The organism is Citrobacter sp. MGH110, from assembly GCF_001037515.1.
GTDB lineage: Bacteria > Pseudomonadota > Gammaproteobacteria > Enterobacterales > Enterobacteriaceae > Citrobacter > Citrobacter portucalensis.
On sequence record NZ_KQ089831.1, the window covers coordinates 162,526 to 188,184 of the forward strand.

At 51.9% G+C, this 25,659-nt stretch carries 28 protein-coding genes; 21 read left to right on the forward strand and 7 right to left on the reverse strand.

Features of this window, described 5'->3' with window-relative positions; all coding sequences use genetic code 11:
• Positions 1-15: 15 nt before the first annotated feature.
• The 3 genes from gabT to csiR all read left to right on the forward strand — a co-directional run bounded on the left by gabT (position 16) and on the right by csiR (position 3,579).
• Positions 16-1,299 carry a 4-aminobutyrate--2-oxoglutarate transaminase gene (gene gabT / locus SK38_RS16925; protein ID WP_048236621.1) on the forward strand — a complete coding sequence of 428 codons (1,284 nt, stop codon included), beginning with the start codon at positions 16-18 and terminating at the stop codon, positions 1,297-1,299.
• Between the two features lie 147 nt (positions 1,300-1,446).
• A complete protein-coding gene (gene gabP / locus SK38_RS16930) occupies positions 1,447-2,847 on the forward strand; it encodes a GABA permease (protein WP_003839698.1) in 1,401 nt (466 codons plus the stop codon).
• Positions 2,848-2,892: 45 nt separating this feature from the next.
• Positions 2,893-3,579 carry a DNA-binding transcriptional regulator CsiR gene (gene csiR / locus SK38_RS16935; RefSeq protein WP_032944692.1) on the forward strand — a complete coding sequence of 229 codons (687 nt, stop codon included), beginning with the start codon at positions 2,893-2,895 and terminating at the stop codon, positions 3,577-3,579.
• A 12-nt stretch (positions 3,580-3,591) separates the two neighbouring features.
• Here csiR and lysM read toward each other — a convergent pair whose 3' ends face one another.
• Positions 3,592-4,041, reverse strand: a complete 450-nt coding sequence (lysM, locus tag SK38_RS16940; RefSeq protein ID WP_003037241.1) for a peptidoglycan-binding protein LysM — start codon at positions 4,039-4,041, stop codon at positions 3,592-3,594.
• A gap of 95 nt (positions 4,042-4,136) precedes the next feature.
• A complete protein-coding gene (locus SK38_RS24250; protein WP_003037242.1) occupies positions 4,137-4,295 on the reverse strand; it encodes a YqaE/Pmp3 family membrane protein in 159 nt (52 codons plus the stop codon).
• 192 nt (positions 4,296-4,487) lie between these two features.
• Here SK38_RS24250 and SK38_RS16950 point away from each other — a divergent pair, with 192 nt between their 5' ends.
• The 3 genes from SK38_RS16950 to SK38_RS16960 all read left to right on the forward strand — a co-directional run bounded on the left by SK38_RS16950 (position 4,488) and on the right by SK38_RS16960 (position 5,594).
• On the forward strand, positions 4,488-4,787 hold the full coding sequence (locus SK38_RS16950; RefSeq protein WP_003037247.1) for an ArsR/SmtB family transcription factor: 300 nt from the start codon (positions 4,488-4,490) through the stop codon (positions 4,785-4,787).
• A 9-nt stretch (positions 4,788-4,796) separates the two neighbouring features.
• Positions 4,797-5,324 carry a rhodanese family protein gene (locus tag SK38_RS16955; protein ID WP_032944694.1) on the forward strand — a complete coding sequence of 176 codons (528 nt, stop codon included), beginning with the start codon at positions 4,797-4,799 and terminating at the stop codon, positions 5,322-5,324.
• Positions 5,325-5,414: 90 nt separating this feature from the next.
• A complete protein-coding gene (locus SK38_RS16960) occupies positions 5,415-5,594 on the forward strand; it encodes a hypothetical protein (protein WP_048236622.1) in 180 nt (59 codons plus the stop codon).
• A gap of 36 nt (positions 5,595-5,630) precedes the next feature.
• Here the strand turns inward: SK38_RS16960 and stpA are convergent, their stop codons facing one another.
• Entirely contained in the window at positions 5,631-6,032 is a 402-nt protein-coding gene (gene stpA, locus SK38_RS16965; RefSeq protein WP_008785604.1) for a DNA-binding protein StpA, read from the reverse strand.
• A 557-nt stretch (positions 6,033-6,589) separates the two neighbouring features.
• Here stpA and alaE point away from each other — a divergent pair.
• Positions 6,590-7,039, forward strand: a complete 450-nt coding sequence (gene alaE / locus SK38_RS16970) for an L-alanine exporter AlaE (RefSeq protein WP_003037259.1) — start codon at positions 6,590-6,592, stop codon at positions 7,037-7,039.
• Between the two features lie 36 nt (positions 7,040-7,075).
• Here the strand turns inward: alaE and SK38_RS16975 are convergent, their stop codons facing one another.
• Together SK38_RS16975 and pdxR are read right to left on the reverse strand one after the other, a co-directional pair.
• A complete protein-coding gene (locus SK38_RS16975; protein ID WP_003037262.1) occupies positions 7,076-7,426 on the reverse strand; it encodes a DUF2002 family protein in 351 nt (116 codons plus the stop codon).
• A 123-nt stretch (positions 7,427-7,549) separates the two neighbouring features.
• Entirely contained in the window at positions 7,550-8,884 is a 1,335-nt protein-coding gene (gene pdxR / locus SK38_RS16980) for a MocR-like pyridoxine biosynthesis transcription factor PdxR (protein ID WP_048236624.1), read from the reverse strand.
• Between the two features lie 90 nt (positions 8,885-8,974).
• On the opposite strand from pdxR, the gene SK38_RS16985 reads away from it, so the two are divergent.
• The 14 genes from SK38_RS16985 to emrB all read left to right on the forward strand — a co-directional run bounded on the left by SK38_RS16985 (position 8,975) and on the right by emrB (position 23,264).
• Positions 8,975-9,406, forward strand: coding sequence for a carboxymuconolactone decarboxylase family protein (locus SK38_RS16985; protein ID WP_003825991.1), 432 nt, complete (start codon positions 8,975-8,977; stop codon positions 9,404-9,406).
• Positions 9,407-9,687: 281 nt separating this feature from the next.
• Positions 9,688-9,933 (forward strand): glutaredoxin-like protein NrdH, encoded by a 246-nt coding sequence (nrdH, locus tag SK38_RS16990; RefSeq protein WP_048236625.1) that lies wholly within the window; start codon positions 9,688-9,690, stop codon positions 9,931-9,933.
• Positions 9,930-10,340 (forward strand): class Ib ribonucleoside-diphosphate reductase assembly flavoprotein NrdI, encoded by a 411-nt coding sequence (gene nrdI / locus SK38_RS16995; RefSeq protein WP_003825987.1) that lies wholly within the window; start codon positions 9,930-9,932, stop codon positions 10,338-10,340. The genes nrdH and nrdI overlap by 4 nt, the downstream gene beginning before the upstream one ends.
• Positions 10,313-12,457: a class 1b ribonucleoside-diphosphate reductase subunit alpha gene (gene nrdE / locus SK38_RS17000; RefSeq protein WP_048236626.1), complete on the forward strand. Its 2,145-nt coding sequence runs from the start codon at positions 10,313-10,315 to the stop codon at positions 12,455-12,457. Before nrdI ends, nrdE begins: the two co-directional genes overlap by 28 nt.
• 10 nt (positions 12,458-12,467) lie before the next feature.
• Positions 12,468-13,427, forward strand: a complete 960-nt coding sequence (nrdF, locus tag SK38_RS17005; protein WP_048236628.1) for a class 1b ribonucleoside-diphosphate reductase subunit beta — start codon at positions 12,468-12,470, stop codon at positions 13,425-13,427.
• A 354-nt stretch (positions 13,428-13,781) separates the two neighbouring features.
• Complete coding sequence (gene proV, locus SK38_RS17010) at positions 13,782-14,984, forward strand: glycine betaine/L-proline ABC transporter ATP-binding protein ProV (RefSeq protein ID WP_048236629.1); 1,203 nt, start codon at positions 13,782-13,784, stop codon at positions 14,982-14,984.
• Positions 14,977-16,041 carry a glycine betaine/L-proline ABC transporter permease ProW gene (gene proW, locus SK38_RS17015; RefSeq protein WP_032944705.1) on the forward strand — a complete coding sequence of 355 codons (1,065 nt, stop codon included), beginning with the start codon at positions 14,977-14,979 and terminating at the stop codon, positions 16,039-16,041. Before proV ends, proW begins: the two co-directional genes overlap by 8 nt.
• Before the next feature lie 189 nt (positions 16,042-16,230).
• Positions 16,231-17,226, forward strand: coding sequence for a glycine betaine/L-proline ABC transporter substrate-binding protein ProX (proX, locus tag SK38_RS17020; RefSeq protein ID WP_048236630.1), 996 nt, complete (start codon positions 16,231-16,233; stop codon positions 17,224-17,226).
• 190 nt (positions 17,227-17,416) lie between these two features.
• Entirely contained in the window at positions 17,417-18,601 is a 1,185-nt protein-coding gene (locus SK38_RS17025; RefSeq protein WP_032944707.1) for an MFS transporter, read from the forward strand.
• Positions 18,602-18,723: 122 nt separating this feature from the next.
• Positions 18,724-19,461 carry an AzlC family ABC transporter permease gene (locus SK38_RS17030; RefSeq protein WP_048236632.1) on the forward strand — a complete coding sequence of 246 codons (738 nt, stop codon included), beginning with the start codon at positions 18,724-18,726 and terminating at the stop codon, positions 19,459-19,461.
• Positions 19,451-19,786: an L-valine transporter subunit YgaH gene (gene ygaH, locus SK38_RS17035; RefSeq protein WP_048236633.1), complete on the forward strand. Its 336-nt coding sequence runs from the start codon at positions 19,451-19,453 to the stop codon at positions 19,784-19,786. The genes SK38_RS17030 and ygaH overlap by 11 nt, the downstream gene beginning before the upstream one ends.
• A 90-nt stretch (positions 19,787-19,876) precedes the next feature.
• The gene (gene emrR, locus SK38_RS17040) at positions 19,877-20,407 is read left to right on the forward strand and encodes a multidrug efflux transporter EmrAB transcriptional repressor EmrR (protein ID WP_003037300.1); all 531 of its coding nucleotides are present in this window, start codon (positions 19,877-19,879) and stop codon (positions 20,405-20,407) included.
• 129 nt (positions 20,408-20,536) lie between these two features.
• Positions 20,537-21,709 (forward strand): multidrug efflux MFS transporter periplasmic adaptor subunit EmrA, encoded by a 1,173-nt coding sequence (emrA, locus tag SK38_RS17045; RefSeq protein ID WP_003825968.1) that lies wholly within the window; start codon positions 20,537-20,539, stop codon positions 21,707-21,709.
• 16 nt (positions 21,710-21,725) lie between these two features.
• On the forward strand, positions 21,726-23,264 hold the full coding sequence (emrB, locus tag SK38_RS17050; RefSeq protein WP_003825966.1) for a multidrug efflux MFS transporter permease subunit EmrB: 1,539 nt from the start codon (positions 21,726-21,728) through the stop codon (positions 23,262-23,264).
• Between the two features lie 48 nt (positions 23,265-23,312).
• Here the strand turns inward: emrB and SK38_RS17055 are convergent, their stop codons facing one another.
• Both SK38_RS17055 and luxS read right to left on the reverse strand, forming a co-directional pair.
• Complete coding sequence (locus SK38_RS17055; RefSeq protein ID WP_048236891.1) at positions 23,313-24,683, reverse strand: carbohydrate porin; 1,371 nt, start codon at positions 24,681-24,683, stop codon at positions 23,313-23,315.
• A 345-nt stretch (positions 24,684-25,028) separates the two neighbouring features.
• Positions 25,029-25,544, reverse strand: coding sequence for an S-ribosylhomocysteine lyase (gene luxS, locus SK38_RS17060; RefSeq protein WP_003037312.1), 516 nt, complete (start codon positions 25,542-25,544; stop codon positions 25,029-25,031).
• Positions 25,545-25,659 lie beyond the last annotated feature (115 nt).

Genomic DNA, 25,659 nt, shown 5'->3' on the forward strand with positions numbered 1-25,659 from the left:
ACTGGAGAACACCTGATGAGCACCAACAAAGAACTCATGCAACGTCGCAGCAACGCCGTTCCCCGTGGCGTAGGCCAGATCCACCCTATTTTTGCCGAGCGGGCAGAAAACTGTCGGGTCTGGGACGTTGAAGGCCGGGAATTCCTCGACTTTGCTGGCGGTATTGCGGTGCTGAACACCGGTCACCTGCACCCGCAGATCGTCTCTGCAGTAGAAGCGCAGTTGAAAAAGCTGTCCCATACCTGTTTCCAGGTGCTGGCCTATGAGCCGTACCTGGAGCTGTGTGAAATCATGAATAAGAAAGTGCCGGGTGATTTCGCCAAGAAAACCCTGCTGGTGACCACCGGTTCTGAAGCGGTAGAAAACGCGGTGAAAATCGCCCGCGCCGCCACCAAGCGTACGGGGACTATCGCCTTTAGCGGCGCTTACCACGGCCGTACCCACTACACCCTGTCACTGACCGGGAAAGTCAATCCGTACTCCGCCGGAATGGGGCTGATGCCGGGCCACGTGTATCGCGCGCTTTATCCTTGCCCGCTGCACGGCATCAGTGAAGATGATGCTATCGCCAGCATTCACCGCATTTTCAAAAACGATGCCGCGCCAGAAGACGTCGCCGCCATCGTGATTGAACCCGTTCAGGGCGAAGGTGGCTTTTACGCAGCCTCTCCTTCCTTTATGCAACGGCTGCGCACCATTTGTGACGAACACGGGATCATGCTGATTGCCGATGAAGTACAGAGCGGTGCGGGCCGTACCGGTACGCTGTTTGCCATGGAGCAGATGGGCGTTGCGCCCGATCTCACCACCTTCGCCAAATCCATCGCCGGCGGCTTCCCGCTGGCGGGCGTGACCGGACGCGCCGAAGTCATGGACGCAATCCCACCGGGCGGTCTTGGCGGTACCTATGCCGGTAACCCAATTGCCTGCGCCGCCGCGCTGGCGGTACTGAACATTTTCGAGCAGGAAAATCTGTTGCAAAAAGCCAACGAGCTGGGACAAACCCTGCGCGAAGGCCTGCTGGCTATCGCGGAAACCCATCGCGAGATTGGCGACGTACGCGGGCTGGGCGCGATGATTGCTATCGAACTGTTCGAAAACGGCGACCACACGAAACCAGACGCCAAACTGACTGCGGAAGTGGTGGCGCGTGCACGCGAGAAAGGACTGATCCTGCTCTCCTGCGGACCTTACTACAACGTGCTGCGCATTCTTGTCCCGCTGACCATTGAAGATGCTCAAATCCGCCAGGGGCTGGACATTATCGCCCAGTGTTTTGCCGAGGCAAAGCAGGGTTAAACCCCCGAGTAAAAACGGGAAATTGTAGGCCGGATAAAGCGCAAGCGCTGCCATCCGGCAATGTTGTGATGCCCGGTGGCGCTACGCTTACCGGGCCTACGGGTAAGGTGCAGGAAGCGACGTCAATAACAATAACGAGGTTTAAAGATGGGGCAAGTGTCACAATCACATGATTTAGGGGGCGGGCTGAAATCACGCCACGTCACCATGCTGTCTATTGCCGGGGTAATCGGCGCAAGTCTGTTCGTCGGTTCAAGTGTGGCGATTGCAGAAGCCGGTCCCGCAGTATTATTAGCCTATCTGTTCGCCGGATTGCTGGTGGTGATGATTATGCGCATGCTGGCCGAAATGGCCGTTGCCACCCCGGATACCGGTTCTTTTTCCACTTACGCCGATAAGGCCATTGGCCCGTGGGCGGGTTACACCATCGGCTGGTTGTACTGGTGGTTCTGGGTGTTAGTTATCCCTCTGGAAGCGAATATTGCCGCCATCATTCTGCACTCCTGGGTACCGGGCATTCCTATCTGGCTGTTTTCTCTGGTTATCACGCTGGCGTTAACTGGCAGTAACTTGCTGAGCGTTAAAAATTACGGTGAATTCGAGTTCTGGCTGGCGCTGTGCAAAGTGATTGCCATTCTGGCGTTTATTACCCTCGGTGCGGCGGCGATTAGCGGTTTCTACCCTTATGCCGATGTTAGCGGAGTTTCACGCCTGTGGGATCAGGGCGGCTTTATGCCCAACGGTTTTGGCGCCGTGATCAGCGCGATGTTAATCACCATGTTCTCCTTTATGGGCGCAGAGATAGTTACCATCGCCGCCGCCGAATCCGATACCCCGGATAAACATATCGTTCGCGCCACCAACTCGGTTATCTGGCGTATCTCTATCTTCTATCTGTGCTCTATTTTTGTGGTGGTGGCGCTGATCCCGTGGAACATGCCGGGCCTGAAAGAAGTCGGTTCTTATCGCTCGGTGCTGGAGCTACTGCATATCCCGCACGCGAAATTGATCATGGACTGCGTCATTTTACTGTCGGTGACCAGCTGTCTTAACTCCGCGCTGTATACGTCATCGCGTATGCTCTACTCCCTTAGCCGCCGTGGCGATGCCCCCGCCTTTATGGGTAAAACGAACCGCAGCAAAACGCCTTATGTGGCGGTATTACTGTCGACAGGTGCTGCGTTCCTCACCGTCATCGTCAACTATTACGCCCCGGCCAAGGTGTTTAAATTCCTGATCGACAGCTCCGGTGCCATCGCGCTACTGGTGTATCTGGTCATTGCCGTTTCTCAACTGCGGATGCGCAAAATCCTGCTGGCGCGAGGCGGTGAAATTAAACTGAAAATGTGGCTCTATCCGTGGCTTACCTGGCTGGTCATCGCGTTTATTATCTTTGTGCTGGTGGTCATGCTGTTTCGCCCGGCCCAACAGCTGGAAGTTATTTCTACCGGGTTGTTAGCCATAGGAATTATTTGCACCGTGCCCATTATGTCACGCTGGAAAAAACTGCTATCGTGGCAAAAAGCACCATTGCAAAATACGCATTAAACCTGTTCCCGGCGCAGGCCGGGAAATCCTTTCAGGAGTATGACCATGACCGCCATTCCCCAACCGACGGCCATTGATGGATACCGCTGGCTGAAGAACGACATCATCCGCGGTGTGTATCAGCCTGATGAAAAACTGCGTATGAGCCTGCTAACCTCACGCTATGAGCTAGGCGTGGGACCGCTGCGCGAAGCGCTTTCGCAGTTAGTTGCCGAGCGGTTAGTGACGGTGGTTAATCAGAAAGGGTATCGTGTCGCCCCGATGTCAGAGCAGGAGTTGCTCGATATTTTCGATGCCCGCGCCAATATGGAAGCCATGCTGGTCGCGCTGGCCATTGAACGCGGCGACGACGCCTGGGAAGCTGAAATTCTGGCGCGCGCGCATATGCTCAGTAAGCTTGAAGCCATTGACGCCAGCGAACAGATGCTCGACGAGTGGGATCAGCGCCATCAGGCATTTCACTCGGCGATTGTCGCTGGCTGTGGTTCACAATATCTGCTGCAAATGCGCGAACGGCTGTTCTCTCTGGCGGCGCGCTACCGGTTTATCTGGCTACGTAAAACGGTGCTGTCGGTTGAAATGCTGGAAGACAAACACGATCAGCACAAGACGCTGACCGAAGCGATTCTGGCACGTGATGCCACGTGCGCCAGCGAATTAATGCGCCAGCACTTGCTGACGCCGATTCCGATTATTCAACAGGCTATGTCCGGTAAATTACTGACGCAATAAGCCTGAATAATATTACTGTTCCGGAATACGTAAAACCTGCCCAGGATAGATTTTATCCGGGCTTTTTAGCATTGGTTTATTCGCTTCAAATATCTGGTTATATAGGTTGGCATTACCGTAAACCTGTTTGGCAATAGCGCTCAGGGTATCCCCAGATTTCACGGTATAAAACTGGCTTTCGCTCGCGGGTGCAGAGGTTTTAACCTGATCATCTACGCTGGCGATACCAGAGATATTACCAATCGCGATCAGAATTTTTTCTTTTGCTTCCTGACTTAATCCATCACCAGAAACAGTGGCTTTGCCTTCGTTAATTTGCACGTCCACTTTATCCGCATCAGGGATGCCGGTTTTGTTCAGGTGTTCCTGCACTTTTTTTGCCAGATCGGCTGTGTCATGGTTTCCAGTGACCGCATCCCACAGTTTTTCACCTGCATCTTTTACAAAATTGAAGAGTCCCATATCCACCTCGGTAATTAACAATCAACACCCAAAAGTGTAGCAGAGGAGAAAGGGGCACAAAGAAAACGGCGCCAAAGCGCCGTAGAAGAAAGGAATTAATTACGCGTCTGTATCCAGAAGGCATGGATCAAACCAGGAATGTAGCCCAGCAGCGTCAGAACGATATTGAGGATAAATGCCCAGCCGAACCCCTTCCCCAGCAGCACGCCAAGCGGGGGCAGAATAATAGTAAAAACGATTCTCCAGAAACCCATGCACACTCCCTACAAGCAAAAATTAATCATTGTTTAAAAAGAGATTTTATCTCTAAGAGTAGCCATTCTACCCAACTCTGCCAGTATTCCGCGGCTGTTTTACCCTCCTTTACGCTCTTTACGCTCTTTACGCTGGCGTACGTTGGTTACTTATTTTAGAATACGCTTAATTTAGATAATGCTTAAATACATATGACTGAACTTGAACAACTCCAGGCCAGCGCTGAACAGGCTGCCGCCCTGCTAAAAGCGATGAGTAACCCGAAACGGTTGCTGATTTTGTGCATGCTCTGTGGTTCACCCGGTACCAGCGCGGGTGAGTTAGCCCGTGTTACCGGCCTTAGTCCTTCCGCCACATCCCAGCATCTGGCGCGTATGCGTGAAGAAGGTCTGATAGAAAGCCAGCGCGATGCCCAGCGCATCCTCTACTCCATTAAAAATGCGGCCGTGAATTCGCTGATCGCCACATTAAAAACACTGTATTGCCCATAAGGAGCCATCATGACTATTGGGACGATTTCCCCACGCGAGGCGCAGACACTGGTCGCGCAGGGTGCAAAACTGATTGATATCCGCGATGCTGACGAGTATCTGCACGAGCATATTCCTGAGGCACATCTGGCGCCATTACCCGCGCTTGAGCAAGGATCGCTGCCTGCGAATTTACGCGCCGAGCAGGTGATTTTTCACTGCCAGTCAGGCAAACGTACACAAAATGCGGCAACAAAACTGAGCGCCATCGCCGCACCCGCGCAGGTCTGGTTGCTGGAAGGTGGAATTGATGGCTGGAAAGCCGCAGGGTTGCCGGTGGCGAAAGACAGTTCACAACCGTTACCGCTGATGCGTCAGGTGCAGATAGCCGCAGGCAGCCTTGCCCTACTCGGCGTTATTCTGGGCTATAGCGTTAGCAGCGCCTTCTTCTTGCTGAGCGGTTTTGTGGGCGCCGGGCTGATACTCGCTGGCGTAACCGGCTTTTGCGGTATGGCGCGATTACTGGACATCATGCCCTGGAACCGACGTACTCATTAAGCGGTAATCATTGAAACAGCACTGTACCCGCCGATTGACGTGATCTATGGTGAGTTCTGCGATAAATGATAAATAAAGGAGCGCAACAATATGTTTAAACCTGGCGATCTGGTTCAACCGCGTATAGGCGGTCCAAAACTGAAGGTTGTTGAAGTCAATGACGATCAAATTGTGGCGGTACAAGCCAGTAATGAAAGCGGTGATAAATTCACGCTGAAAGCAGCTGATGTCACGCGATATACCGAAGAGGGTGATTTCGGCGTTTGCTGAAAATAAGCGGTGAGGATCTCCTCACCGCCTTCGCAATTAGATCAAAAAGTCATCAAGAGATTTACCGGCAGCCAGCGCCTGGGCAATTGGCTTCGGTGTGCGACCTTGTCCGGTCCATGTTTTCGTTTCACCATTGAGATCGATAAAACGATATTTCGCCGGGCGCGGTTGGCGTTTTTTAACTGAACGTGCCGTCGCAGGTGTTATGCTCAGCAGCTCCTCCGGGCTGATCCCGTCTGCCTGCATCTGCGCCAGCAAGGCATTAATTTTTGCCTGCTGTTCCGCACGTTGGCGCTGTAGCTGTTCTTCTTCATCGCGCCGTTCTTTGGTCACTACTCTGAATTTTTCAAGCATATCTTCCAGTACATCAACGGAAAATTCACGAGCCATTGCACGCAGCGAGCGGATATTATTTAAGTTTTTTAACATTGAACTCATATTAACAAAACCTCTTTAACGTAAAACATAAAAACGGTATTACGCTAAATATTGTATGCAACCAATTATTATATTTCCAGTCTAATTTATTCGTTTATCATTAAACAAATAGCCAACTCTGATATTTATAGCATCCATTCTGCTATCGCCCAGACAATATATTCTATTACCCTGATTGCAGCTTTGAATATACCTGCAAGGTATCTCAGCGCGTCACTTAAGAAACAAGCCACGGCATCTCGTGGAACCAACGAGTATACCTATTGCACATCAGTCAACATTCAGAAAAGGAGCGCAAAAAATTCAGAAAAACAAGCAACAATAACTCTTTGATCTAAAAAGACTTTAATTAACACAGCAACGAAAACACCAAAACGAACAAAAAACAAACCATTACAGAGCATTTTATCGACAAAAAGACAATAAATAAAAATTTTCAGCTAGTTGCTAGTTATTATCCAGGCAGATATCCTATTAAAACGCGAAAGCAGCAAGACAAATCACTAGCAGTTAAGGTATTCAAAACCTTTTTTCCCCTTTTTACAAGGAGCATTAACATGTTCTCTCCGCAGTCACGCTTGCGTCATGCAGTAGCAGACACGTTCGCGATGGTTGTTTATTGTTCTGTCGTGAACATGTTGATCGAAATATTCCTTTCTGGAATGAGCTTCGAACAGTCGCTGTATTCCAGATTAGTCGCTATCCCTGTCAACATACTGATCGCGTGGCCATACGGCATGTATCGTGATTTGTTCATGCGCGCGGCCCGTAAAGCCACGCAGGCAGGATGGGCAAAAAATCTGGCGGATGTGCTGGCTTATGTCACCTTCCAGTCGCCGGTGTATGTGATTATTCTGCTGACGGTTGGCGCAGACTGGCATCAGATTACGGCTGCAGTAAGTTCGAACATCGTGGTGTCAATGCTGATGGGCGCTGTCTATGGCTACTTTCTTGATTATTGTCGCCGCTTGTTTAAGGTCAGCAGTTATCATCAGGCTAAAGCCTGACACGCTTCTTCGCGACTGGCGCTGCCAGTCGCGTTATTAGTTAGAATTAACGTCGCCAAACAGCCCGCTCAGATAACGTTCAAGCGCAATACGCGAGCTAAAGCCGTGCGGAATACCATAATGCTCATGAGTCTCTCCGGCTAAATACAGCGGGAATTGCTGGTAATGATCGCAAGTTTTAATATCCGTTGCCGGTTCCGCCAGTGAAGAGCTACGCTCTTTCAACGTGGGATGGATAATTAATGCGGTACGCCCCATGCGAGCTTCACGATTAACATACACATAATTTTCGCCACGCCGATAGCCGTACGTTTTCTGCGTCACTACATCAACGGTAAAGCCCACTTTTTCAAGTACGCGCGCCACCTCATCAGGTCGTAAATACATATTATTTTCCTCGTTATCTTTTACTGCGGGCTTACCTTACCTGATTCAGCATTAGCAACGCTTTCAGAAAAGTCCATAAACGAGTGAACACGATGAGACGAATATCTTAAGAACCGTACAGATTTATGTCAGCGCCAACCGCAGTTGGTAGGCCGCCTGTTGCGCCATTTCCGCCGAGCTGATATTGGTAAATGACAGCAATATTCCCCCCTTTCCTTCTGACGTTATTCGCCAGCGGCTTAGCGCCTGAACCGCTAACCCGGCCTGATTCGCTTTGCGCACCAGCGCAATATCATCTCCGTCTACACTCATCACCAGTTGAATCCCACCTTCCTGAGGAATGACGCTAAATCCTTGTTCGGTCAGGGCGTTTTCCATCCATTGTCGTCGTTCGGCATAATGCTGTCGCATACGTTTTAAGTGTCGCCAGAAGTGGCCGTCTCGCATAAAATCCGCCAGCGTTTGCTGCCATAGAACCGGGACGCTACAGGCCGTTAGCGCCGCTTGCTGGCGAAAGCGTTCAACCTGGGTCAGAGGCACCACCAGACATGCCGTACGCAAAGCCGGAAACATCGATTTGCTGAACGTTCCGGCATAAATCACCCGCTGAGGCGCATCCAGACTTTTTAGCGGCGGCAACGGCTTACCGTGGTAACGAAATTCACTGTCATAGTCATCTTCGATTACCCACGCCTGCGCGCGAGTCGCCCACTCCAGCAACTGGTGGCGACGGTCCAAAGACAGTGCTACCCCCAGAGGGCTTTGATGTGCGGGAGTGAGCAGTACAAAACGCGCCTGCGGGTAGTCGCGGATCCCGGCGCTGACATCCAGACCATCGGCATCCACCGCTACCGGCATCAACTCAATGCGTTCCTGAGACACCACGGGCCGGATCAGCGGAAAACCGGGATCTTCGACCCACATTCCCTCACCGGGATGCGCCAGAGCGCGCAGGATTAACGTCATTGATGCCGCATAGCCTGAAGTGATAAAAATCTGCTCTGGCTGGCATTCAATGCTGCGTGAAACGCGCAGATAATCAACAATTGCCTGGCGTAACACCCGTTCGCCACATACATCACCCACCGCCAGATCAAAACGCGTTTGGGTGCGTAAACGCCGTCCCATCACCCGTGCCCAGACTTCACGCGGAAAAAGATCGAGTGCGGGTAATCCCATCTGAAATAGTTGCGGTCTGGGATTTTCTCCGGCGAAGATGGCAGGCGATGCAGGCGCCCTTTCTGGTCGCAGTTGCTCACTGACAAACGTTCCTGCCTGTCCACGCCGCGCGAGCCAGCCCTGCGCCACCAGCTCTGCATAGGCATTTTCCACCGTTGAGCGTGATACTCCCAGCTCCTGGGCCCAGGTCCGGCTGGAGGGCAATCTGGTACCGGGCTTGAGTTCGCCTTTCTCAATTGCGTTTTTTAACTGACGGGCGATTTGCTGATAACGTGGCATTTATGGTCTGCTTTTTTGGCAACAATATGGCTCTCTGTTGCAGTCCATTATAGTGCTACATTGCGGGTCATCCAAACGAGGAGAAATACCATGACAATGTTACGCCAGCCCTATTACGAACTCAGTCCTGAAATCTATAACGCTCTGGTTCAGGCAAGCCAAGCGCTGGAAAACTGCGCGCTGGAACCTACGTTGACGGAGCTGATTTACCTGCGGGTCTCGCAAATCAACGGCTGCGCCTTTTGTCTGGAAATGCACAGTAAAGCACTGCGCAAATCCGGTGTTGCTCAGGCCAAACTGGACGCACTGGCAGGCTGGCGGGTGAGTCACCACTTCAGCGAGCAGGAACGTGCGGCGCTGGCGTGGGCCGAATCGGTCACCCAGATTGCCACTACTCACGCCGAAGATGACGTTTATCTGCCGCTGCTCGACCATTTCAGCGCGAAAGAAATTAGCGACCTGACATTTGCCATTAGCCTGATGAACTGCTTCAACCGCCTGGCGGTGGGGATGCGCATGTGATTTTGCGCTGCCGGATGGCGGCATAAATGCCTTATCCGGCCTACGTTGTGCTCTCCTGTTGCCCGTAGGCCCGATAAGCTTAGCGCCATCGGGCAATTTATAACCACCCGTTAGCCTTCCCCCGCCACGCTCATCACCCCGCTCATCATCAATCTAAAATTCCCATATCTTGTATGGTTGAATCTTTTTAAAACTACATCTAGTATCTCTCCTATCAGGACACACACAACCCGACGCCCTTTATCGCGCCGATCCTTTATTTTTAAATGGAAATACGAATCATGCGTATTATTATTTACACTCGCAATAACTGTGTTCAGTGCCACGCCACCAAACGGGCAATGGAAAGCCGTGGTTTTGACTTTGAGATGGTAAACGTCGATTTACAGCCCGATTTGGCTGATAGCCTGCGCGATCAAGGGTTTCGCCAGCTACCGGTCGTGGTCGCGGGTGAAACCAGTTGGTCAGGATTTCGCCCGGACATGATCAACCGTCTGCATCCGGAACACCGTGTGGCCAGCGCATGAGTCAGCTCGTCTACTTCTCCAGCAGCTCCGAAAATACGCACCGCTTTATGCAGCGTCTGGGGCTGCCAGCCATCCGCATTCCGCTTAACGAACGCGAGCGGATCCGGGTAGACGAACCTTACATATTAATCGTGCCGTCCTACGGCGGCGGCGGCACTGCTGGCGCGGTCCCAAGACAGGTGATCCGCTTTTTAAACGATACGCACAACCGGGCGTTAATCCGTGGGGTGATCGCCTCCGGCAATCGTAATTTCGGTGACGCCTACGGTCGCGCGGGTGATGTCATCTCACAAAAATGCGGCGTGCCGTGGCTCTATCGCTTTGAGCTGATGGGCACCCAAAGCGATATCGACAACGTTCGAAAAGGAGTGAGCGAATTTTGGCAACGACAACCGCAGAACGTGTAATGCAGCCAACGCTGGATTATCACGCCCTGAACGCCATGCTGAATCTGTACGATAAAGCCGGGCGCATTCAGTTCGACAAAGACCATCAGGCCGTGGAGGCCTACTTTGCCGCCCACGTCCGCCCAAACTCGGTGGCGTTTGCCAGCCAGCAGGAGCGCCTGGAAACGTTGGTGGATGAAGGCTATTACGATGCCAGCGTGTTAGCCCGCTACGATCGCGCGTTCGTGCTGAAGCTATTCGATCACGCCCACGCCAGCGGATTCCGTTTCCAGACGTTCCTCGGCGCATGGAAGTTCTACACCAGCTATACGCTGAAAACGTTCGACGGTAAGCGCTATCTCGAAGACTTTGAGGATCGGGTCACGATGGTGGCGCTCACGCTGGCGCAGGGCGATGAAACGCTCGCGATGCAGCTGACCGATGAAATGCTCTCCGGGCGCTTTCAGCCCGCCACACCAACCTTTTTAAACTGCGGCAAACAGCAACGCGGTGAGCTGGTCTCCTGCTTCCTGTTGCGTATTGAAGACAACATGGAGTCTATTGGTCGGGCGGTCAACTCCGCACTTCAGCTCTCCAAACGCGGCGGCGGCGTGGCATTTTTACTCTCCAACCTGCGCGAGGCAGGTGCGCCCATTAAGCGTATTGAGAACCAGTCATCTGGGGTGATCCCAGTAATGAAAATGCTGGAAGATGCGTTTTCTTATGCGAATCAACTCGGGGCACGTCAGGGTGCGGGGGCGGTGTATCTGCACGCACACCATCCGGATATTTTACGTTTTCTCGATACCAAGCGCGAAAACGCCGACGAGAAAATCCGTATCAAAACGCTCTCGCTTGGCGTGGTGATCCCGGATGTTACCTTTCAACTGGCGAAAGAAAATGCCCGAATGGCGCTGTTCTCACCGTATGACGTGGAACGGATTTACGGCAAACCTTTCGGTGATATCGACGTGAGTGAGCGGTATGACGAACTGGTTGCCGACGAACGTGTGCGCAAAAAATTCATTAACGCCCGCGATTTCTTCCAGCGGCTGGCCGAGATCCAGTTTGAGTCTGGCTATCCTTACATCATGTTTGAAGATACGGTGAATCGCGCCAATCCGATTGCAGGTCGGATCAATATGAGCAACCTGTGCTCGGAGATTTTGCAGGTTAACAGTGTCTCCACCTACGATGAAAATCTCAATTACGCGCAGACCGGGCACGATATTTCCTGCAATCTCGGCTCGTTAAACATTGCCCATACCATGGATTCACCCGACTTTGGTCGTACCGTGGAAACGGCGATTCGTGGCTTAACCGCCGTTTCGGACATGAGCCATATCCGCAGCGTGCCCTCGATTGAGGCCGGAAACAGCGCGTCGCACGCGATTGGTCTTGGGCAGATGAATCTGCACGGGTATCTGGCGCGGGAAGGGATCGCCTACGGTTCGCCGGAAGGGCTGGATTTCACCAATCTCTATTTCTATACCATCACCTGGCATGCGCTGAATACGTCAATGAAGATCGCCCGCGAGCGCGGTCAAACCTTTGCCGGATTCAAACAGTCGCGCTACGCCAGCGGCGAGTATTTTAACCAGTATCTGCAGGGCGACTGGCAACCAAAAACCGCCAAGGTTCGCACGCTGTTTGCCGCCAGCGGCATTACGCTGCCGACGCGCGAGATGTGGTCACAGCTGCGTGAAGATGTGATGCGCTACGGCATTTATAACCAGAATTTACAGGCGGTTCCACCCACCGGTTCTATCTCTTACATCAATCATGCCACGTCAAGCATTCACCCGATCGTGTCGAAAGTGGAGATTCGCAAAGAGGGCAAAACCGGGCGCGTTTACTACCCTGCCCCGTTTATGACCAATGAGAATTTGGCCTTGTATCAGGATGCCTATGAGATCGGCCCACAAAAAATCATTGATACCTATGCTGAAGCAACGCGCCATGTCGATCAGGGGCTTTCACTGACGCTCTTTTTCCCCGATACCGCCACCACGCGCGATATCAATAAAGCGCAGATTTACGCCTGGCGTAAGGGCATCAAATCCCTGTACTACATCCGACTACGCCAGCTGGCGCTGGAAGGCACCGAAATAGAAGGCTGCGTGTCATGCGCGCTGTAAGGAGGAGAAAATGACATTATCCCGCGTGAGCGCCATCAACTGGAACAAGATTGAGGATGATAAAGATCTTGAGGTATGGAACCGTCTGACCAGTAACTTCTGGCTCCCGGAAAAGGTCCCGCTCTCCAATGACATTCCGGCCTGGCAAACGTTGAACGCCGCCGAACAGCAGTTAACCATCCGCGTTTTTACCGGGCTGACGCTGCTCGACACCATTCAGAATGTTGCCGGAGCACCAGCGTTAATGGCTGATTCGTTAACGCCGCATGAAGAGGCGGTGCTGTCGAATATCAGCTTTATGGAGGCGGTGCACGCCCGTTCATACAGCTCAATATTCTCCACCCTTTGCCAGACCAAAGACGTGGATGCAGCCTACGCCTGGAGTGAAGAAAATACCCCACTCCAGCGCAAAGCGCAGATCGTTTTGACACATTACGCCAGCGACGAACCGCTGAAGAAAAAAATAGCCAGCGTGTTTCTGGAATCCTTCCTGTTCTATTCTGGCTTCTGGTTGCCAATGTATTTTTCCAGCCGCGGCAAATTGACCAATACCGCCGATCTCATTCGTCTGATCATTCGTGATGAAGCGGTTCATGGGTATTACATTGGTTATAAATATCAAAAAGGTCTGGAGCATATTTCCGAATCTGCACGCGAGGAGTTAAAGAATTTTGCCTTTGAGCTACTGATGGAATTGTATGATAACGAAACGCGTTATACGGAAGAGTTGTATGCAGAAACCGGCTGGGTGGATGACGTCAAAGCCTTCCTTTGTTACAACGCCAATAAGGCATTAATGAATTTGGGATATGAGGCGCTATTCCCGCCTGAAATGGCGGAGGTTAACCCGGCAATCCTTGCCGCGCTGTCGCCCAACGCTGATGAAAACCACGATTTCTTCTCGGGTTCCGGCTCATCCTATGTGATGGGAAAAGCGGTCGAAACCGAAGATGACGACTGGAATTTCTAGCACTCATTTTCACGGGAAATACCGTACATTTTTCGCGGAAATATTTTAACAGGATCACACTTTTGTCGTGCAAATATAATTGTGTGATCTACACTCAATATCAGCCGCATTATTCGCCTGCATTCCAGCAATTCAGGCGATTTTTCATTGCCATTTACAAAAAATATTAACCCGTTCATATTCGCGCTCAGCCCTTATATCACGGGAAGTCCCGCCACTTGGCCTTTGGCAATATTCATGCCACAACCAAATTCAGGGTTGTCTCAGATTCTCAGTATGTTAGGGTAGAAAAAGGTCACTATTTCCATCAGGTAATATATCGATATAAACAAATAACAGGAATCATTCTATTGCATGGCAATTAAATTAGAAGTTAAAAATCTCTATAAGATATTTGGAGAGCATCCCCAGAGAGCCTTCAAATATATTGAAAAAGGACTTTCAAAAGAGCAGATTCTGGATAAAACGGGGCTATCGCTTGGCGTTAAGAACGCCAGTCTGGCCATTGAAGAAGGCGAGATATTTGTCATCATGGGATTATCCGGTTCGGGTAAATCCACAATGGTACGCCTTCTCAATCGCCTGATTGAACCCACCCGCGGACAGGTATTGATTGACGGCGTAGACATCGCCCGGATATCCGATGCTGAGCTTCGCGAGGTGCGCAGAAAAAAGATTGCGATGGTGTTCCAGTCCTTTGCCCTGATGCCGCACATGACGGTTCTCGACAATACGGCATTCGGCATGGAATTAGCCGGCGTAGGTGCGGATGAACGTCGTGAAAAAGCGTTAGATGCGCTGCGCCAGGTTGGTCTGGAGAATTATGCTCACGGCTACCCGGATGAACTTTCCGGGGGGATGCGCCAGCGTGTGGGCCTCGCCCGCGCATTAGCCATTAACCCTGACATCTTATTAATGGATGAGGCCTTCTCAGCCCTCGATCCATTAATTCGTACTGAGATGCAGGATGAACTGGTAAAACTACAGGCGAAGCATCAACGTACCGTGGTCTTTATATCGCATGACCTCGACGAAGCCATGCGCATTGGCGACAGAATTGCCATTATGCAAAACGGTGAAGTGGTCCAGGTCGGCACGCCAGATGAAATCCTGAATAATCCGGCCAATGATTATGTGCGCACCTTCTTCCGTGGCGTCGATATTAGCCAGGTCTTTAGCGCGAAAGATATTTCACGCCGTAGTCCCGAAGGTTTGATTCGTAAAAACCCCGGGGTGGGTCCACGTTCTGCGCTGCAATTATTGCAGGACAAAGATCGCGAATATGGTTACGTGATCGAACGCGGCAATAAATTCGTTGGCGTTGTCTCTATCGACTCATTAAAAACAGCGTTAAGTCAGGCGCAAGGTATTGAAGCGGCATTGATCGATGAGCCGTCAGCCGTAGATGCACAAACCCCTCTCAGCGAGTTGCTTTCTCATGTCGGTCAGGCCCCGTGCGCGGTGCCGGTTGTAGATGAGGAACAGCAGTATGTGGGCGTCATTTCAAAACGCATGCTGTTACAGGCTTTAGATCGTGAGGGGGTAAACAATGGCTGATCAAACTAATCCGTGGGACACCACACCAGCGGCCGACAGTGCCGCACAAAATGCTGATGCCTGGAGTACGCCATCAGGCGCACCCACTGACGGTGGTGGCGCGGACTGGCTGACCAGCGCACCCGCGCCGGCACCAGAGCATTTCAATATTATGGATCCGTTCCATAAAACGCTGATCCCGCTTGACAGTTGGGTCACAGAGGGGATCGACTGGGTCGTTACCCATTTCCGTCCGGTCTTCCAGGGCATTCGTGTCCCGGTGGATTACATTCTCAACGGCTTTCAACAGCTGCTGTTGGGTATGCCAGCGCCCGTGGCGATTATCCTGTTCGCGCTGATTGCCTGGCAGATTTCCGGCGTGGGGATGGGCGTTGCGACGCTGATTTCCTTGATTGCTATCGGTGCCATCGGCGCGTGGTCGCAGGCCATGATAACCCTGGCGCTGGTGTTGACCGCGTTGTTGTTCTGCGTGGTGATCGGTCTGCCGATGGGGATCTGGTTGGCGCGCAGTCCACGAGCAGCAAAAATTGTTCGCCCGCTGCTGGACGCCATGCAAACCACGCCCGCGTTTGTCTATCTGGTGCCGATTGTCATGCTGTTTGGTATTGGTAACGTCCCGGGCGTAGTGGTGACGATTATCTTCGCCCTGCCGCCAATCGTGCGTCTGACTATTCTGGGGATTAACCAGGTGCCAGCCGATCTGATTGAAGCTTCGCGCTCGTTTGGTGCCAGCCCGCGTCAGATGCTGTTTAAAGTGCAGCTCCCGCTGGCAATGCCCACCATTATGGCCGGGGTTAACCAGACGCTGATGCTGGCGCTCTCAATGGTCGTCATCGCGTCGATGATTGCCGTCGGCGGACTGGGCCAGATGGTTCTGCGCGGAATCGGTCGTCTGGATATGGGGCTTGCCACCGTCGGCGGGGTTGGGATTGTGATCCTCGCTATCATTCTCGACCGCCTGACGCAGGCCGTCGGTCGCGACTCGCGTAGTCGTGGCAACCGTCGCTGGTACACCACCGGTCCCGTTGGGCTTATCACTCGCCCTTTCACGAAGTAATACACCCGTTGCCCGGTGGCGCATTGCTTACCGGGCATACAATTCATTAACTTACACAAAATCATTCAAGTTGCATCGCGGCGGCAAACGAATGTATCCCCAGGAGCGTACAAGTAGTACGTGACTGGGGTGCATGAGTGCAGCCAACAAAGAGGCAGCTTGAAGGATGAAGTGTAATAAGGAACAACGATGCGACAGAAAGTAATTATTGCCACAGCGTTTGCCACCCTTGTCTCCACCAGCACTTTCGCTGCCGACCTGCCGGGCAAAGGCATCACCGTACAGCCAATCCAGAGCACTATCTCTGAAGAATCCTTCCAGACGCAGTTAGTCGCCCGTGCGCTGGAGAAACTGGGTTACACCGTTAACAAAACCAGCGAAGTTGACTACAACGTCGGCTATACCTCCATTGCCTCTGGCGATGCAACTTTTACCGCCGTGAACTGGCAGCCGCTGCATGATGATATGTACGCCGCTGCGGGCGGAGACAAAAAGTTTTATCGCGAGGGGGTATTCGTTACGGGTGCCGCACAGGGTTATCTGATCGACAAGAAAACCGCTGAGCAGTATAAAATCACCAATATCGCCCAGTTAAAAGATCCGAAGATCGCCAAAATCTTTGACACCAACGGTGACGGAAAAGCCGATATGATGGGCTGTTCACCGGGCTGGGGCTGTGAAGCAGTAATCAACCACCAGAACAAAGCTTTCGATCTGGAAAAAACCGTCGAGGTCAGCCACGGTAACTATGCGGCGATGATGGCCGACACCATTACCCGCTTCAAAGAAGGTAAACCCATTCTTTACTACACCTGGACACCGTACTGGGTGAGCGACGTAATGAAACCTGGTAAAGATGTGGTCTGGCTGCAGGTGCCGTTCTCTTCCCTGCCAGGTGAGCAGAAAGATATTGATACCAAACTGCCAAACGGCGCCAACTACGGCTTCCCGGTGAACACTATGCATATTGTCGCCAATAAAGCCTGGGCGGAGAAAAACCCGGCTGCGGCGAAACTGTTTGCCATCATGAAGCTGCCGCTGGCGGATATCAACGCGCAGAACGCAATGATGCACGACGGGAAAGCGTCTGAAGCCGACGTACAGGGTCACGTTGACGGCTGGATCAAAGCCCACCAGCAGCAGTTTGACGGCTGGGTGAACGAAGCGCTGGCCGTGCAGAAATAACCCACTCGCAGGCCTGATGAGTGTAGCGCCATCAGGCCTGTAACCGCATAAATGCCGGATGGTGGCGCGATGCACCTAATCCGGCCTATCCTCCTTCCCCCAATCGCACAATCCATCACTCAACAAATCAGCAACATTTAATCACTTCCGTTATGATTGTTTTCTGCAACCCATTACTCAGTTGAAAACAATGACGAAAACTACTCAGGGACTTAGCCCTTCGCTGATCCTGTTAATGTCTATTGCCACCGGCCTCGCCGTCGCCAGTAACTATTATGCGCAGCCGCTGCTCGACACCATCGCGCGCAACTTTTCGCTATCTGCCAGTACCGCAGGGTTTATCGTCACTGCGGCCCAACTCGGCTACGCTGCCGGCCTGCTGTTCTTAGTGCCGCTTGGCGATATGTTTGAACGTCGGATGCTGATTGTCTCCATGACGTTGCTCGCGGCTGGCGGCATGCTGATCACCGCCAGCAGCCAGTCGCTGGGTATGCTGATTCTCGGTACTGCCCTGACCGGACTGTTCTCGGTAGTGGCACAGATTTTGGTTCCGCTGGCGGCAACGCTTGCCACACCGGACAAGCGCGGGAAGGTTGTCGGCACGATTATGAGCGGCCTGCTGCTGGGTATTCTGCTGGCGCGCACCGTGGCGGGATTACTGGCGAATCTTGGCGGCTGGCGCACCGTATTTTGGGTCGCATCAGTATTAATGGCGCTGATGGCGGTTGCTCTGTGGCGCGGCCTGCCGAAGATGAAATCCGATACTCATCTTAACTATCCTCAGCTGTTAGGCTCGGTATTCAGCCTGTTTATTCACGATAAATTGCTGCGTACCCGCGCGATGCTGGGCTGCCTGACTTTTGCCAATTTCAGTATCCTGTGGACCTCGATGGCGTTTTTGCTCGCCGCGCCGCCGTTTAACTATTCGGAAGGAATGATTGGTCTGTTCGGTCTGGCGGGTGCCGCAGGGGCATTAGGCGCACGTCCGGCGGGCGGTTTTGCCGATAAAGGTAAATCCCACCTGACCACAACCATGGGGCTGCTATTACTGCTGCTCTCCTGGCTTGCTATTTGGCTTGGGCACGCTTCCGTCCCCATGCTGATTATCGGTATTCTGGTGTTGGACCTCACCGTTCAGGGAGTACACATCACCAACCAGACGGTTATCTATCGCATTCATCCGGATGCGCGTAATCGCCTGACCGCCGGATACATGACCAGCTATTTTATTGGCGGAGCGGCAGGTTCGCTGATTTCAGCCTCCGCCTGGCAGCATGCTGGTTGGGCTGGCGTTTGTCTGGCGGGTACGACCGTTGCCGTACTCAACCTGGTGGTCTGGTGGCGAGGTTTTCACCGTCAGGAAGCCGTAAATTAAGCGTATAGTGCATGTTTACCGCTGATTGGGCTCCACAGGGTGTTAAGGAGCCCATCAGTCTGCTAAGGTTATAACTCATTGAGCCAAGTTATATTAATTTCGGTAATGAAACCTATAACCCTATGGAAAGCCCTGTACCCCAGTCTGAATCCTGTTCGGCAACGTTAACGGAAGGATTCAAAGACAGCCTGCCAATAGTCATCAGCTATATTCCGGTCGCTTTTGCATTTGGTCTCAATGCCACTCGCCTTGGCTTTACGCCGATTGAAAGCGTCTTTTTCTCCTGCATTATCTATGCGGGAGCCAGCCAGTTTGTCATTACCACCATGCTTGCTGCGGGCAGTTCGCTGTGGGTCGCCGCCCTTACCGTCATGGCCATGGATGTCCGTCATGTTTTGTACGGCCCTTCCCTGCGCAGTCGAATAGCCCAGCGACTGAGTAAACCCAAAAGTGCACTGTGGGCTTTTGGCCTTACCGATGAAGTCTTTGCCGCCGCAACGGCAAAACTGGTCCGGGATAATCGGCGCTGGAGTGAAAACTGGATGATCGGCATCGCACTGTGCTCCTGGGCCTCCTGGGTGTTTGGTACGGTGATCGGCGCGTTTTCCGGCAGTGGTTTACTCAAGGATTACCCGGCGGTTGAAGCGGCACTGGGATTCATGCTCCCGGCGCTGTTTATGAGCTTCCTGCTCGCGTCATTCCAACGTAAACAAGCGCTCTGCGTGACTGCCTCCCTGGCCGGGGCGCTGGCTGGCGTCATGCTGTTTTCCATACCTGCCGCTATCCTTGCAGGTATTGTCTGCGGATGCCTGACGGCGCTCATCCAGTCATTTTGGCAGGGAGGTCCTGATGAGCTATGAGGTTCTGCTACTTGGCCTGTTGGTCGGCTGCGTTAATTACTGTTTTCGCTATTTGCCACTCCGTCTTGGGGTAGGCAATATTCGCCCGACGAAGCGCGGCGCGACGGGCATACTACTCGACACTATTGGCATTGCATCTATTTGCGCCCTGCTGGTGGTGTCTACCGCACCAGAAGTTATGCACGACGCTCGTCGGTTCGTGCCTACGCTGGTGGGGTTTGTCATACTGGGCGCAAGCTTCTATAAGACCCGCAGCATCATCATTCCAACGTTACTGAGTGCTCTGGGCTATGGATTAGCCTGGAAAATGCTTGTTGGCTTATAGATAAAAACAATCATTTTAAAGAAATAATACATTTACTTTATTTGTCACTGTCGTTACTATATCGGCTGAAATTAATGAGGTTATACCCAAATGGATAGTTCGTTTACGCCCATTGAACAAATGCTAAAATTTCGCGCCAGCCGCTACGAAGAGTTCCCTTATCAGGAAGTGCTTCTGACTCGCCTCTGTATGCACATGCAGGGTAAGTTGCTGGAAAACCGCAATAAGATGCTGAAAGCTCAAGGGATTAACGAGACATTGTTTATGGCGTTGATTACGCTGGAGTCTCAGGAAAACCACAGTATTCAGCCTTCTGAACTGAGTTGCGCGCTTGGCTCGTCACGCACTAACGCTACCCGCATTGCGGATGAGTTAGAAAAACGTGGCTGGATCGAACGTCGCGAAAGCGATAACGATCGCCGCTGTCTGCATCTGCAATTGACCGAGAAAGGCCATGCATTTTTGCAAGAGGTGTTACCGCCTCAGCATAACTGCCTGCATCAGCTCTGGTCGTCTCTTAGCACCACCGAAAAAGATCAGCTTGAGCAAATTACCCGTAAACTTCTGACCCGTCTTGATCAGATGGAGCAGGATGGCGCGGTGTTAGAAGCGCTGCGCTAACGCGCCGACTCGCTCAGAAATCCAGATTTATAAATGAAAAAACCGACAGGCCAGCACGCATACTGCTGGCCTGTCTGATAAACAGGTCGGCTCAGCCGATGTGAAAAAAATAAGATCGTGGAGAACAACATGAGCGCAAATGCGGAGACTCAAACCCCGCAGCAACCGGTCAAGAAGAATGGCAAACGTAAAAGTATGCTGCTCCTTCTGACCTTGCTCTTTATTATCATTGCCGTGGCATATGGGATTTATTGGTTTTTAGTACTTCGTCATGTCGAAGAGACAGACGATGCGTACGTGGCAGGGAACCAGGTTCAAATCATGGCTCAGGTATCGGGCAGCGTGACGAAAGTCTGGGCTGATAACACTGACTTTGTAAAACAAGGCGATGTGCTGGTCACCCTCGACCAGACAGACGCAAAGCAGGCATTTGAAAAAGCCAAAACTGCGCTGGCTTCCAGCGTGCGTCAGACGCACCAGTTGATGATCAACAGCAAGCAGTTACAGGCAAGCATTGAAGTGCAAAAAACCGCACTGGCGCAGGCACAAAGCGACTTTAATCGCCGAGTTCCGCTGGGCAATGCCAACCTGATTGGCCGTGAAGAGCTGCAACACGCTCGTGATGCCGTCGCCAGCGCTCAGGCCCAGCTTGATGTCGCGATCCAACAATATAATGCTAACCAGGCGATGATTCTGGGTAGCAAGCTGGAAGATCAACCCGCTGTGCAACAGGCTGCCACCGAAGTGCGCAATGCCTGGCTGGCGCTGGAACGTACCAGAATTGTCAGCCCAATGACCGGTTATGTATCCCGTCGCGCCGTACAGCCTGGTGCGCAAATTAGCCCAACCACGCCGCTGATGGCGGTTGTTCCGGCCACTAACCTGTGGGTAGATGCCAACTTCAAAGAAACACAGCTCGCACACATGCGTATTGGCCAACCAGCGACCGTTATCAGCGATATTTACGGCGATGACGTAAAATATACCGGTAAAGTTGTCGGTCTCGATATGGGTACGGGCAGCGCCTTCTCCCTGCTGCCAGCGCAGAACGCAACCGGCAACTGGATCAAAGTCGTCCAGCGTCTGCCGGTACGTATCGAACTGGATGCGCAGCAACTGGCACAGCATCCATTACGTATTGGTTTGTCTACGCTGGTTACGGTAGATACCTCAAATCGTGACGGACAAATTCTGGCAAGCCAGGTTCGTACCACGCCGGTATCAGAAAGTAATGCACGTGAAATCAACCTTGCTCCGGTCAATAAGATGATCGAAGAGATCGTGCGGGCCAACGCGGGCTAATTCAAAGGTGCGTGTGATGCAACAGCAAAAACCGCTGGAAGGCGCGCAGCTCGTCATTATGACGATCGCGCTGTCCCTGGCGACATTCATGCAGGTGCTGGACTCCACCATTGCTAACGTGGCGATCCCCACTATCGCCGGGAACCTCGGCTCTTCACTGAGCCAGGGGACCTGGGTGATCACCTCATTCGGGGTGGCGAACGCTATCTCTATTCCGATCACCGGCTGGCTGGCAAAACGCTTTGGCGAAGTAAGACTCTTTATGTGGTCAACTATCGCCTTCGTCATTGCGTCATGGGCATGCGGGATGTCCACCAGCCTGAACATGCTGATTTTCTTCCGCGTAATCCAGGGTATTGTCGCCGGTCCATTAATTCCGCTGTCACAGAGCCTATTGCTGAATAACTATCCACCCGCCAAGCGTTCCATCGCCCTCGCGCTATGGTCGATGACGGTGATTGTTGCCCCGATATGTGGTCCTATTCTTGGGGGCTATATCAGCGACAACTATCACTGGGGCTGGATATTTTTTATCAACGTGCCTATCGGGGCTGTGGTGGTATTGATGACACTGCAAACCCTGCGCGGTCGGGAAACCAAAACCGAGCAGCGGCGCATTGACGCCATTGGTCTGGCACTGCTGGTCATCGGTATCGGCAGTTTGCAGATTATGCTCGACCGCGGCAAAGAGCTGGACTGGTTCGCCTCGCAGGAGATAATCATCCTGACTGTGGTCGCCGTGGTTGCTATCAGCTTCCTGATCGTCTGGGAGCTTACCGACGAGCACCCCATTGTCGATCTCTCGCTGTTTAAGTCGCGCAACTTTACCATCGGCTGCCTGTGTATCAGCCTGGCCTATATGCTCTACTTCGGCGCAATCGTACTGCTGCCGCAGCTGTTGCAGGAGGTATACGGCTATACGGCAACCTGGGCTGGTCTGGCGTCAGCGCCGGTTGGGGTGATTCCGGTGATCCTGTCTCCGATTATCGGCCGCTTCGCGCATAAGCTGGATATGCGTCGGCTGGTAACGTTCAGTTTTATTATGTACGCCGTCTGTTTCTACTGGCGTGCGTGGACGTTCGAGCCGGGTATGGACTTTGGCGCATCGGCCTGGCCGCAGTTTATTCAGGGGTTCGCGGTAGCCTGCTTCTTTATGCCGCTAACCACCATTACGCTGTCCGGCTTACCGCCAGAGCGTCTGGCGGCGGCATCCAGCTTGTCGAACTTTACGCGAACGCTGGCAGGTTCCATTGGCACATCGATTACGACGACAATGTGGACAAACCGCGAGTCGCTGCATCATGCGCAGCTAACGGAATCTGTTAACCCCTACAACCCAAATGCACAGGCTATGTACGATAAGCTGCAGGATTTAGGGATGACGCACCAGCAGGCTTCAGGTTGGATAGCTCAGCAGATCACCAATCAGGGGCTGATTATATCCGCTAACGAAATCTTCTGGATGTCGGCGGGGATCTTCCTGGTCCTGCTTGGCCTGGTGTGGTTCGCCAAACCGCCCTTCGGTGCGGGCGGCGGCGGCGGTGGCGCACACTAACTATCTGATAAAAGGGATCTGCGGATCCCTTTTTTATTAGACCTACAATCAGAAGTAATATTTGAATCTCAGACGCCCGCCGTAACGCGCATCTTCGCTGTTATCACCATTATTCGGATTGGCCTCTACCCATGAAGCATAGGCACCGAGGTAGATGTTAAAGTTTTTCATATCCATCACATTGGGGAATAAATATGAGGCATGAATAGTGTGAATGTCATAATTGCCGGGATCGGTGATCCAGCAATCGTCCTCACAAACGGCATCGATATTGGTAGCATTGAAGGCTTCGATTTTGTTATGCGCATAGATATAACCCAGTTCAAATCGATGCCACAACGCATTCACCCCAGCGGTAAAATCTGTCTCATCGGTCGCATCCACATAGGCGGTATTCAGGTTAATCACTGCGCCATCTTCCGGGTCCGTTTTTTGACCATTCCAGGTCATGGTAAAACCATAGCCCGTACGATCTGACTGATCGATCCACGTCCCATTTTGGTAATAACCGTAGGCGTTGTTAACGACGTTACTTTCCATCGCTATCGCCGTTGAAAAACGCCCATTTTGCCAGGCGATAACCGGACGGACGTAAGCCACGTTTTTATCGTTGGTTAAATCCATTCCGTGGTACTGCTTCTCGGTATATAACGTACTGCCATTTTCCAGCAATGTGTTAACTTCGAAATACCAGTTGTCGATGGTTTTGCTCAGCAGGAAGTTCCCCCCGCTGTCGCTACGTCCCCGTCCTTCTTTCATCATATAGATATAGCCGTAACCGTCACTGTAGAGATCGTTCGCTGTATTCCCCGAATATTCAACAAACGTATCCTGATTCAGCGGGAACATATCGTAGGCTTCAAAACGACCAACCTTAATTTTCCAGTCATTCTCACGACCAAAGAAGAAAACGGCATCATCGAGGTTCATTTTTCCGGTCAGGTCCGCCAGAGGCTGTACCGAGAACCCTGCAAAATTACCGTTGTCCCGCCGCTGGTAGCCATCAAAACCCAGCAACAGGCGTCCGTTAATATCCCAGCGTTCATTGGTTCCTGGTGCCCAATCTTTATTCGCTGACGTTCTCGTCGATGTCAGGCTACCGGAACGGCTTGCCGCATCCATATTAAATTCGACATCGCCATAGAACTTAATATCGCTGAAGCCGGATAATGTCATCTTAGGCGGAGTTTCACCTGCTGCAATCGGCTCGGCAGACTGGACATTCACCGTCGGCGTAGCGGCGACCTGCTGCTGCTTCAGCGAGCGAATTTGCGCCTCAGCATCGGATGCCCGTTTTTCGGCATTAACAACACGTTGCTCCAGTTCAGCCAGACGCTGCTCAATAGTGATATTATTTGCTGCCCAAAGGTTATGAGAAAAGCAAGCACCGATCATCAGCGCCAAATATTTAGCCTTCATTTTCATCCCTAAAGTTTAATGTATACCAGATAAGATTTGATAAAAACCCTATCTACCGGCTATTAAAAGAGTCTTGTTATTACCCGGATATCTGGCGCATTCCATTATGTTTTTCTATTAATTATTTATGTTTTTTAGTTTATGTGATCAATACACTCTGGCATCGTTAATTATCCACCGCTTTCTGCTTGCCAGATCACATTTTATTATTTAACAGGTCAGGCATCATTTAAATTAAAATATATTCTCGCCGCAAATATAATAAACACACATTATATTAAGCAATAAAAAACCCCGGACATAAACCGGGGTTAATTTAAATACTGGAACAGCTAACCAATAAGACTAAATATGCAGTTCCTGCAGTTTCTCTTTCGGTAGCGCCAGCTCTTCATTGCTGTTCACGCGTACATCACGCTCCAGAATATGACGCGCGATATCCTGTGCTTCGCTAAGAGAGTGCATCTGATACGTACCGCACTGGTAAACGTTCAGCTCCGGGATCTGGTTCTGATCCTGTACTTTCAGCACGTCCGCCATTGCCGCTTTCCACGCGTCGGCTACACGCTGTTCGTCCGGCGTACCAATCAGGCTCATGTAGAAGCCGGTACGGCATCCCATCGGAGAGATATCGATAATCTCAACGCCGTTACCGTTAAGGTGGTTACGCATAAAACCTGCAAACAGGTGTTCCAGCGTATGGATACCTTTCTCAGGCATCACTTCTTTGTTCGGAATGCAGAAACGCAGATCAAACACGGTGATTGCGTCGCCATGCGGGGTGTTCATCGTTTTTGCAACCCGGACCGCGGGAGCTTCCATCCGGGTGTGATCGACAGTAAAACTATCTAACAACGGCATTTAGCCACCTCCGATAAATTTTTTAAAAATAATCTGAACTCTTTGTTCCGGGGCGAGTCTGAGTATATGAAAGACGCGCATTTGTTATCATCATCCCTGTTTTCAGAGATGAAAT

Coding starts and splice junctions, on each gene's coding strand:
- gabT (WP_048236621.1), top strand. CDS start 16: ATGAGCACCAACAAAGAACTCATGCAACGTCGCAGCAACGCCGTTCCC.
- gabP (WP_003839698.1), top strand. CDS start 1,447: ATGGGGCAAGTGTCACAATCACATGATTTAGGGGGCGGGCTGAAATCA.
- csiR (WP_032944692.1), top strand. CDS start 2,893: ATGACCGCCATTCCCCAACCGACGGCCATTGATGGATACCGCTGGCTG.
- lysM (WP_003037241.1), bottom strand. CDS start 4,041: ATGGGACTCTTCAATTTTGTAAAAGATGCAGGTGAAAAACTGTGGGAT.
- SK38_RS24250 (WP_003037242.1), bottom strand. CDS start 4,295: ATGGGTTTCTGGAGAATCGTTTTTACTATTATTCTGCCCCCGCTTGGC.
- SK38_RS16950 (WP_003037247.1), top strand. CDS start 4,488: ATGACTGAACTTGAACAACTCCAGGCCAGCGCTGAACAGGCTGCCGCC.
- SK38_RS16955 (WP_032944694.1), top strand. CDS start 4,797: ATGACTATTGGGACGATTTCCCCACGCGAGGCGCAGACACTGGTCGCG.
- SK38_RS16960 (WP_048236622.1), top strand. CDS start 5,415: ATGTTTAAACCTGGCGATCTGGTTCAACCGCGTATAGGCGGTCCAAAA.
- stpA (WP_008785604.1), bottom strand. CDS start 6,032: ATGAGTTCAATGTTAAAAAACTTAAATAATATCCGCTCGCTGCGTGCA.
- alaE (WP_003037259.1), top strand. CDS start 6,590: ATGTTCTCTCCGCAGTCACGCTTGCGTCATGCAGTAGCAGACACGTTC.
- SK38_RS16975 (WP_003037262.1), bottom strand. CDS start 7,426: ATGTATTTACGACCTGATGAGGTGGCGCGCGTACTTGAAAAAGTGGGC.
- pdxR (WP_048236624.1), bottom strand. CDS start 8,884: ATGCCACGTTATCAGCAAATCGCCCGTCAGTTAAAAAACGCAATTGAG.
- SK38_RS16985 (WP_003825991.1), top strand. CDS start 8,975: ATGACAATGTTACGCCAGCCCTATTACGAACTCAGTCCTGAAATCTAT.
- nrdH (WP_048236625.1), top strand. CDS start 9,688: ATGCGTATTATTATTTACACTCGCAATAACTGTGTTCAGTGCCACGCC.
- nrdI (WP_003825987.1), top strand. CDS start 9,930: ATGAGTCAGCTCGTCTACTTCTCCAGCAGCTCCGAAAATACGCACCGC.
- nrdF (WP_048236628.1), top strand. CDS start 12,468: ATGACATTATCCCGCGTGAGCGCCATCAACTGGAACAAGATTGAGGAT.
- proV (WP_048236629.1), top strand. CDS start 13,782: ATGGCAATTAAATTAGAAGTTAAAAATCTCTATAAGATATTTGGAGAG.
- proW (WP_032944705.1), top strand. CDS start 14,977: ATGGCTGATCAAACTAATCCGTGGGACACCACACCAGCGGCCGACAGT.
- proX (WP_048236630.1), top strand. CDS start 16,231: ATGCGACAGAAAGTAATTATTGCCACAGCGTTTGCCACCCTTGTCTCC.
- SK38_RS17025 (WP_032944707.1), top strand. CDS start 17,417: ATGACGAAAACTACTCAGGGACTTAGCCCTTCGCTGATCCTGTTAATG.
- SK38_RS17030 (WP_048236632.1), top strand. CDS start 18,724: ATGGAAAGCCCTGTACCCCAGTCTGAATCCTGTTCGGCAACGTTAACG.
- ygaH (WP_048236633.1), top strand. CDS start 19,451: ATGAGCTATGAGGTTCTGCTACTTGGCCTGTTGGTCGGCTGCGTTAAT.
- emrR (WP_003037300.1), top strand. CDS start 19,877: ATGGATAGTTCGTTTACGCCCATTGAACAAATGCTAAAATTTCGCGCC.
- emrA (WP_003825968.1), top strand. CDS start 20,537: ATGAGCGCAAATGCGGAGACTCAAACCCCGCAGCAACCGGTCAAGAAG.
- emrB (WP_003825966.1), top strand. CDS start 21,726: ATGCAACAGCAAAAACCGCTGGAAGGCGCGCAGCTCGTCATTATGACG.
- SK38_RS17055 (WP_048236891.1), bottom strand. CDS start 24,683: ATGAAGGCTAAATATTTGGCGCTGATGATCGGTGCTTGCTTTTCTCAT.
- luxS (WP_003037312.1), bottom strand. CDS start 25,544: ATGCCGTTGTTAGATAGTTTTACTGTCGATCACACCCGGATGGAAGCT.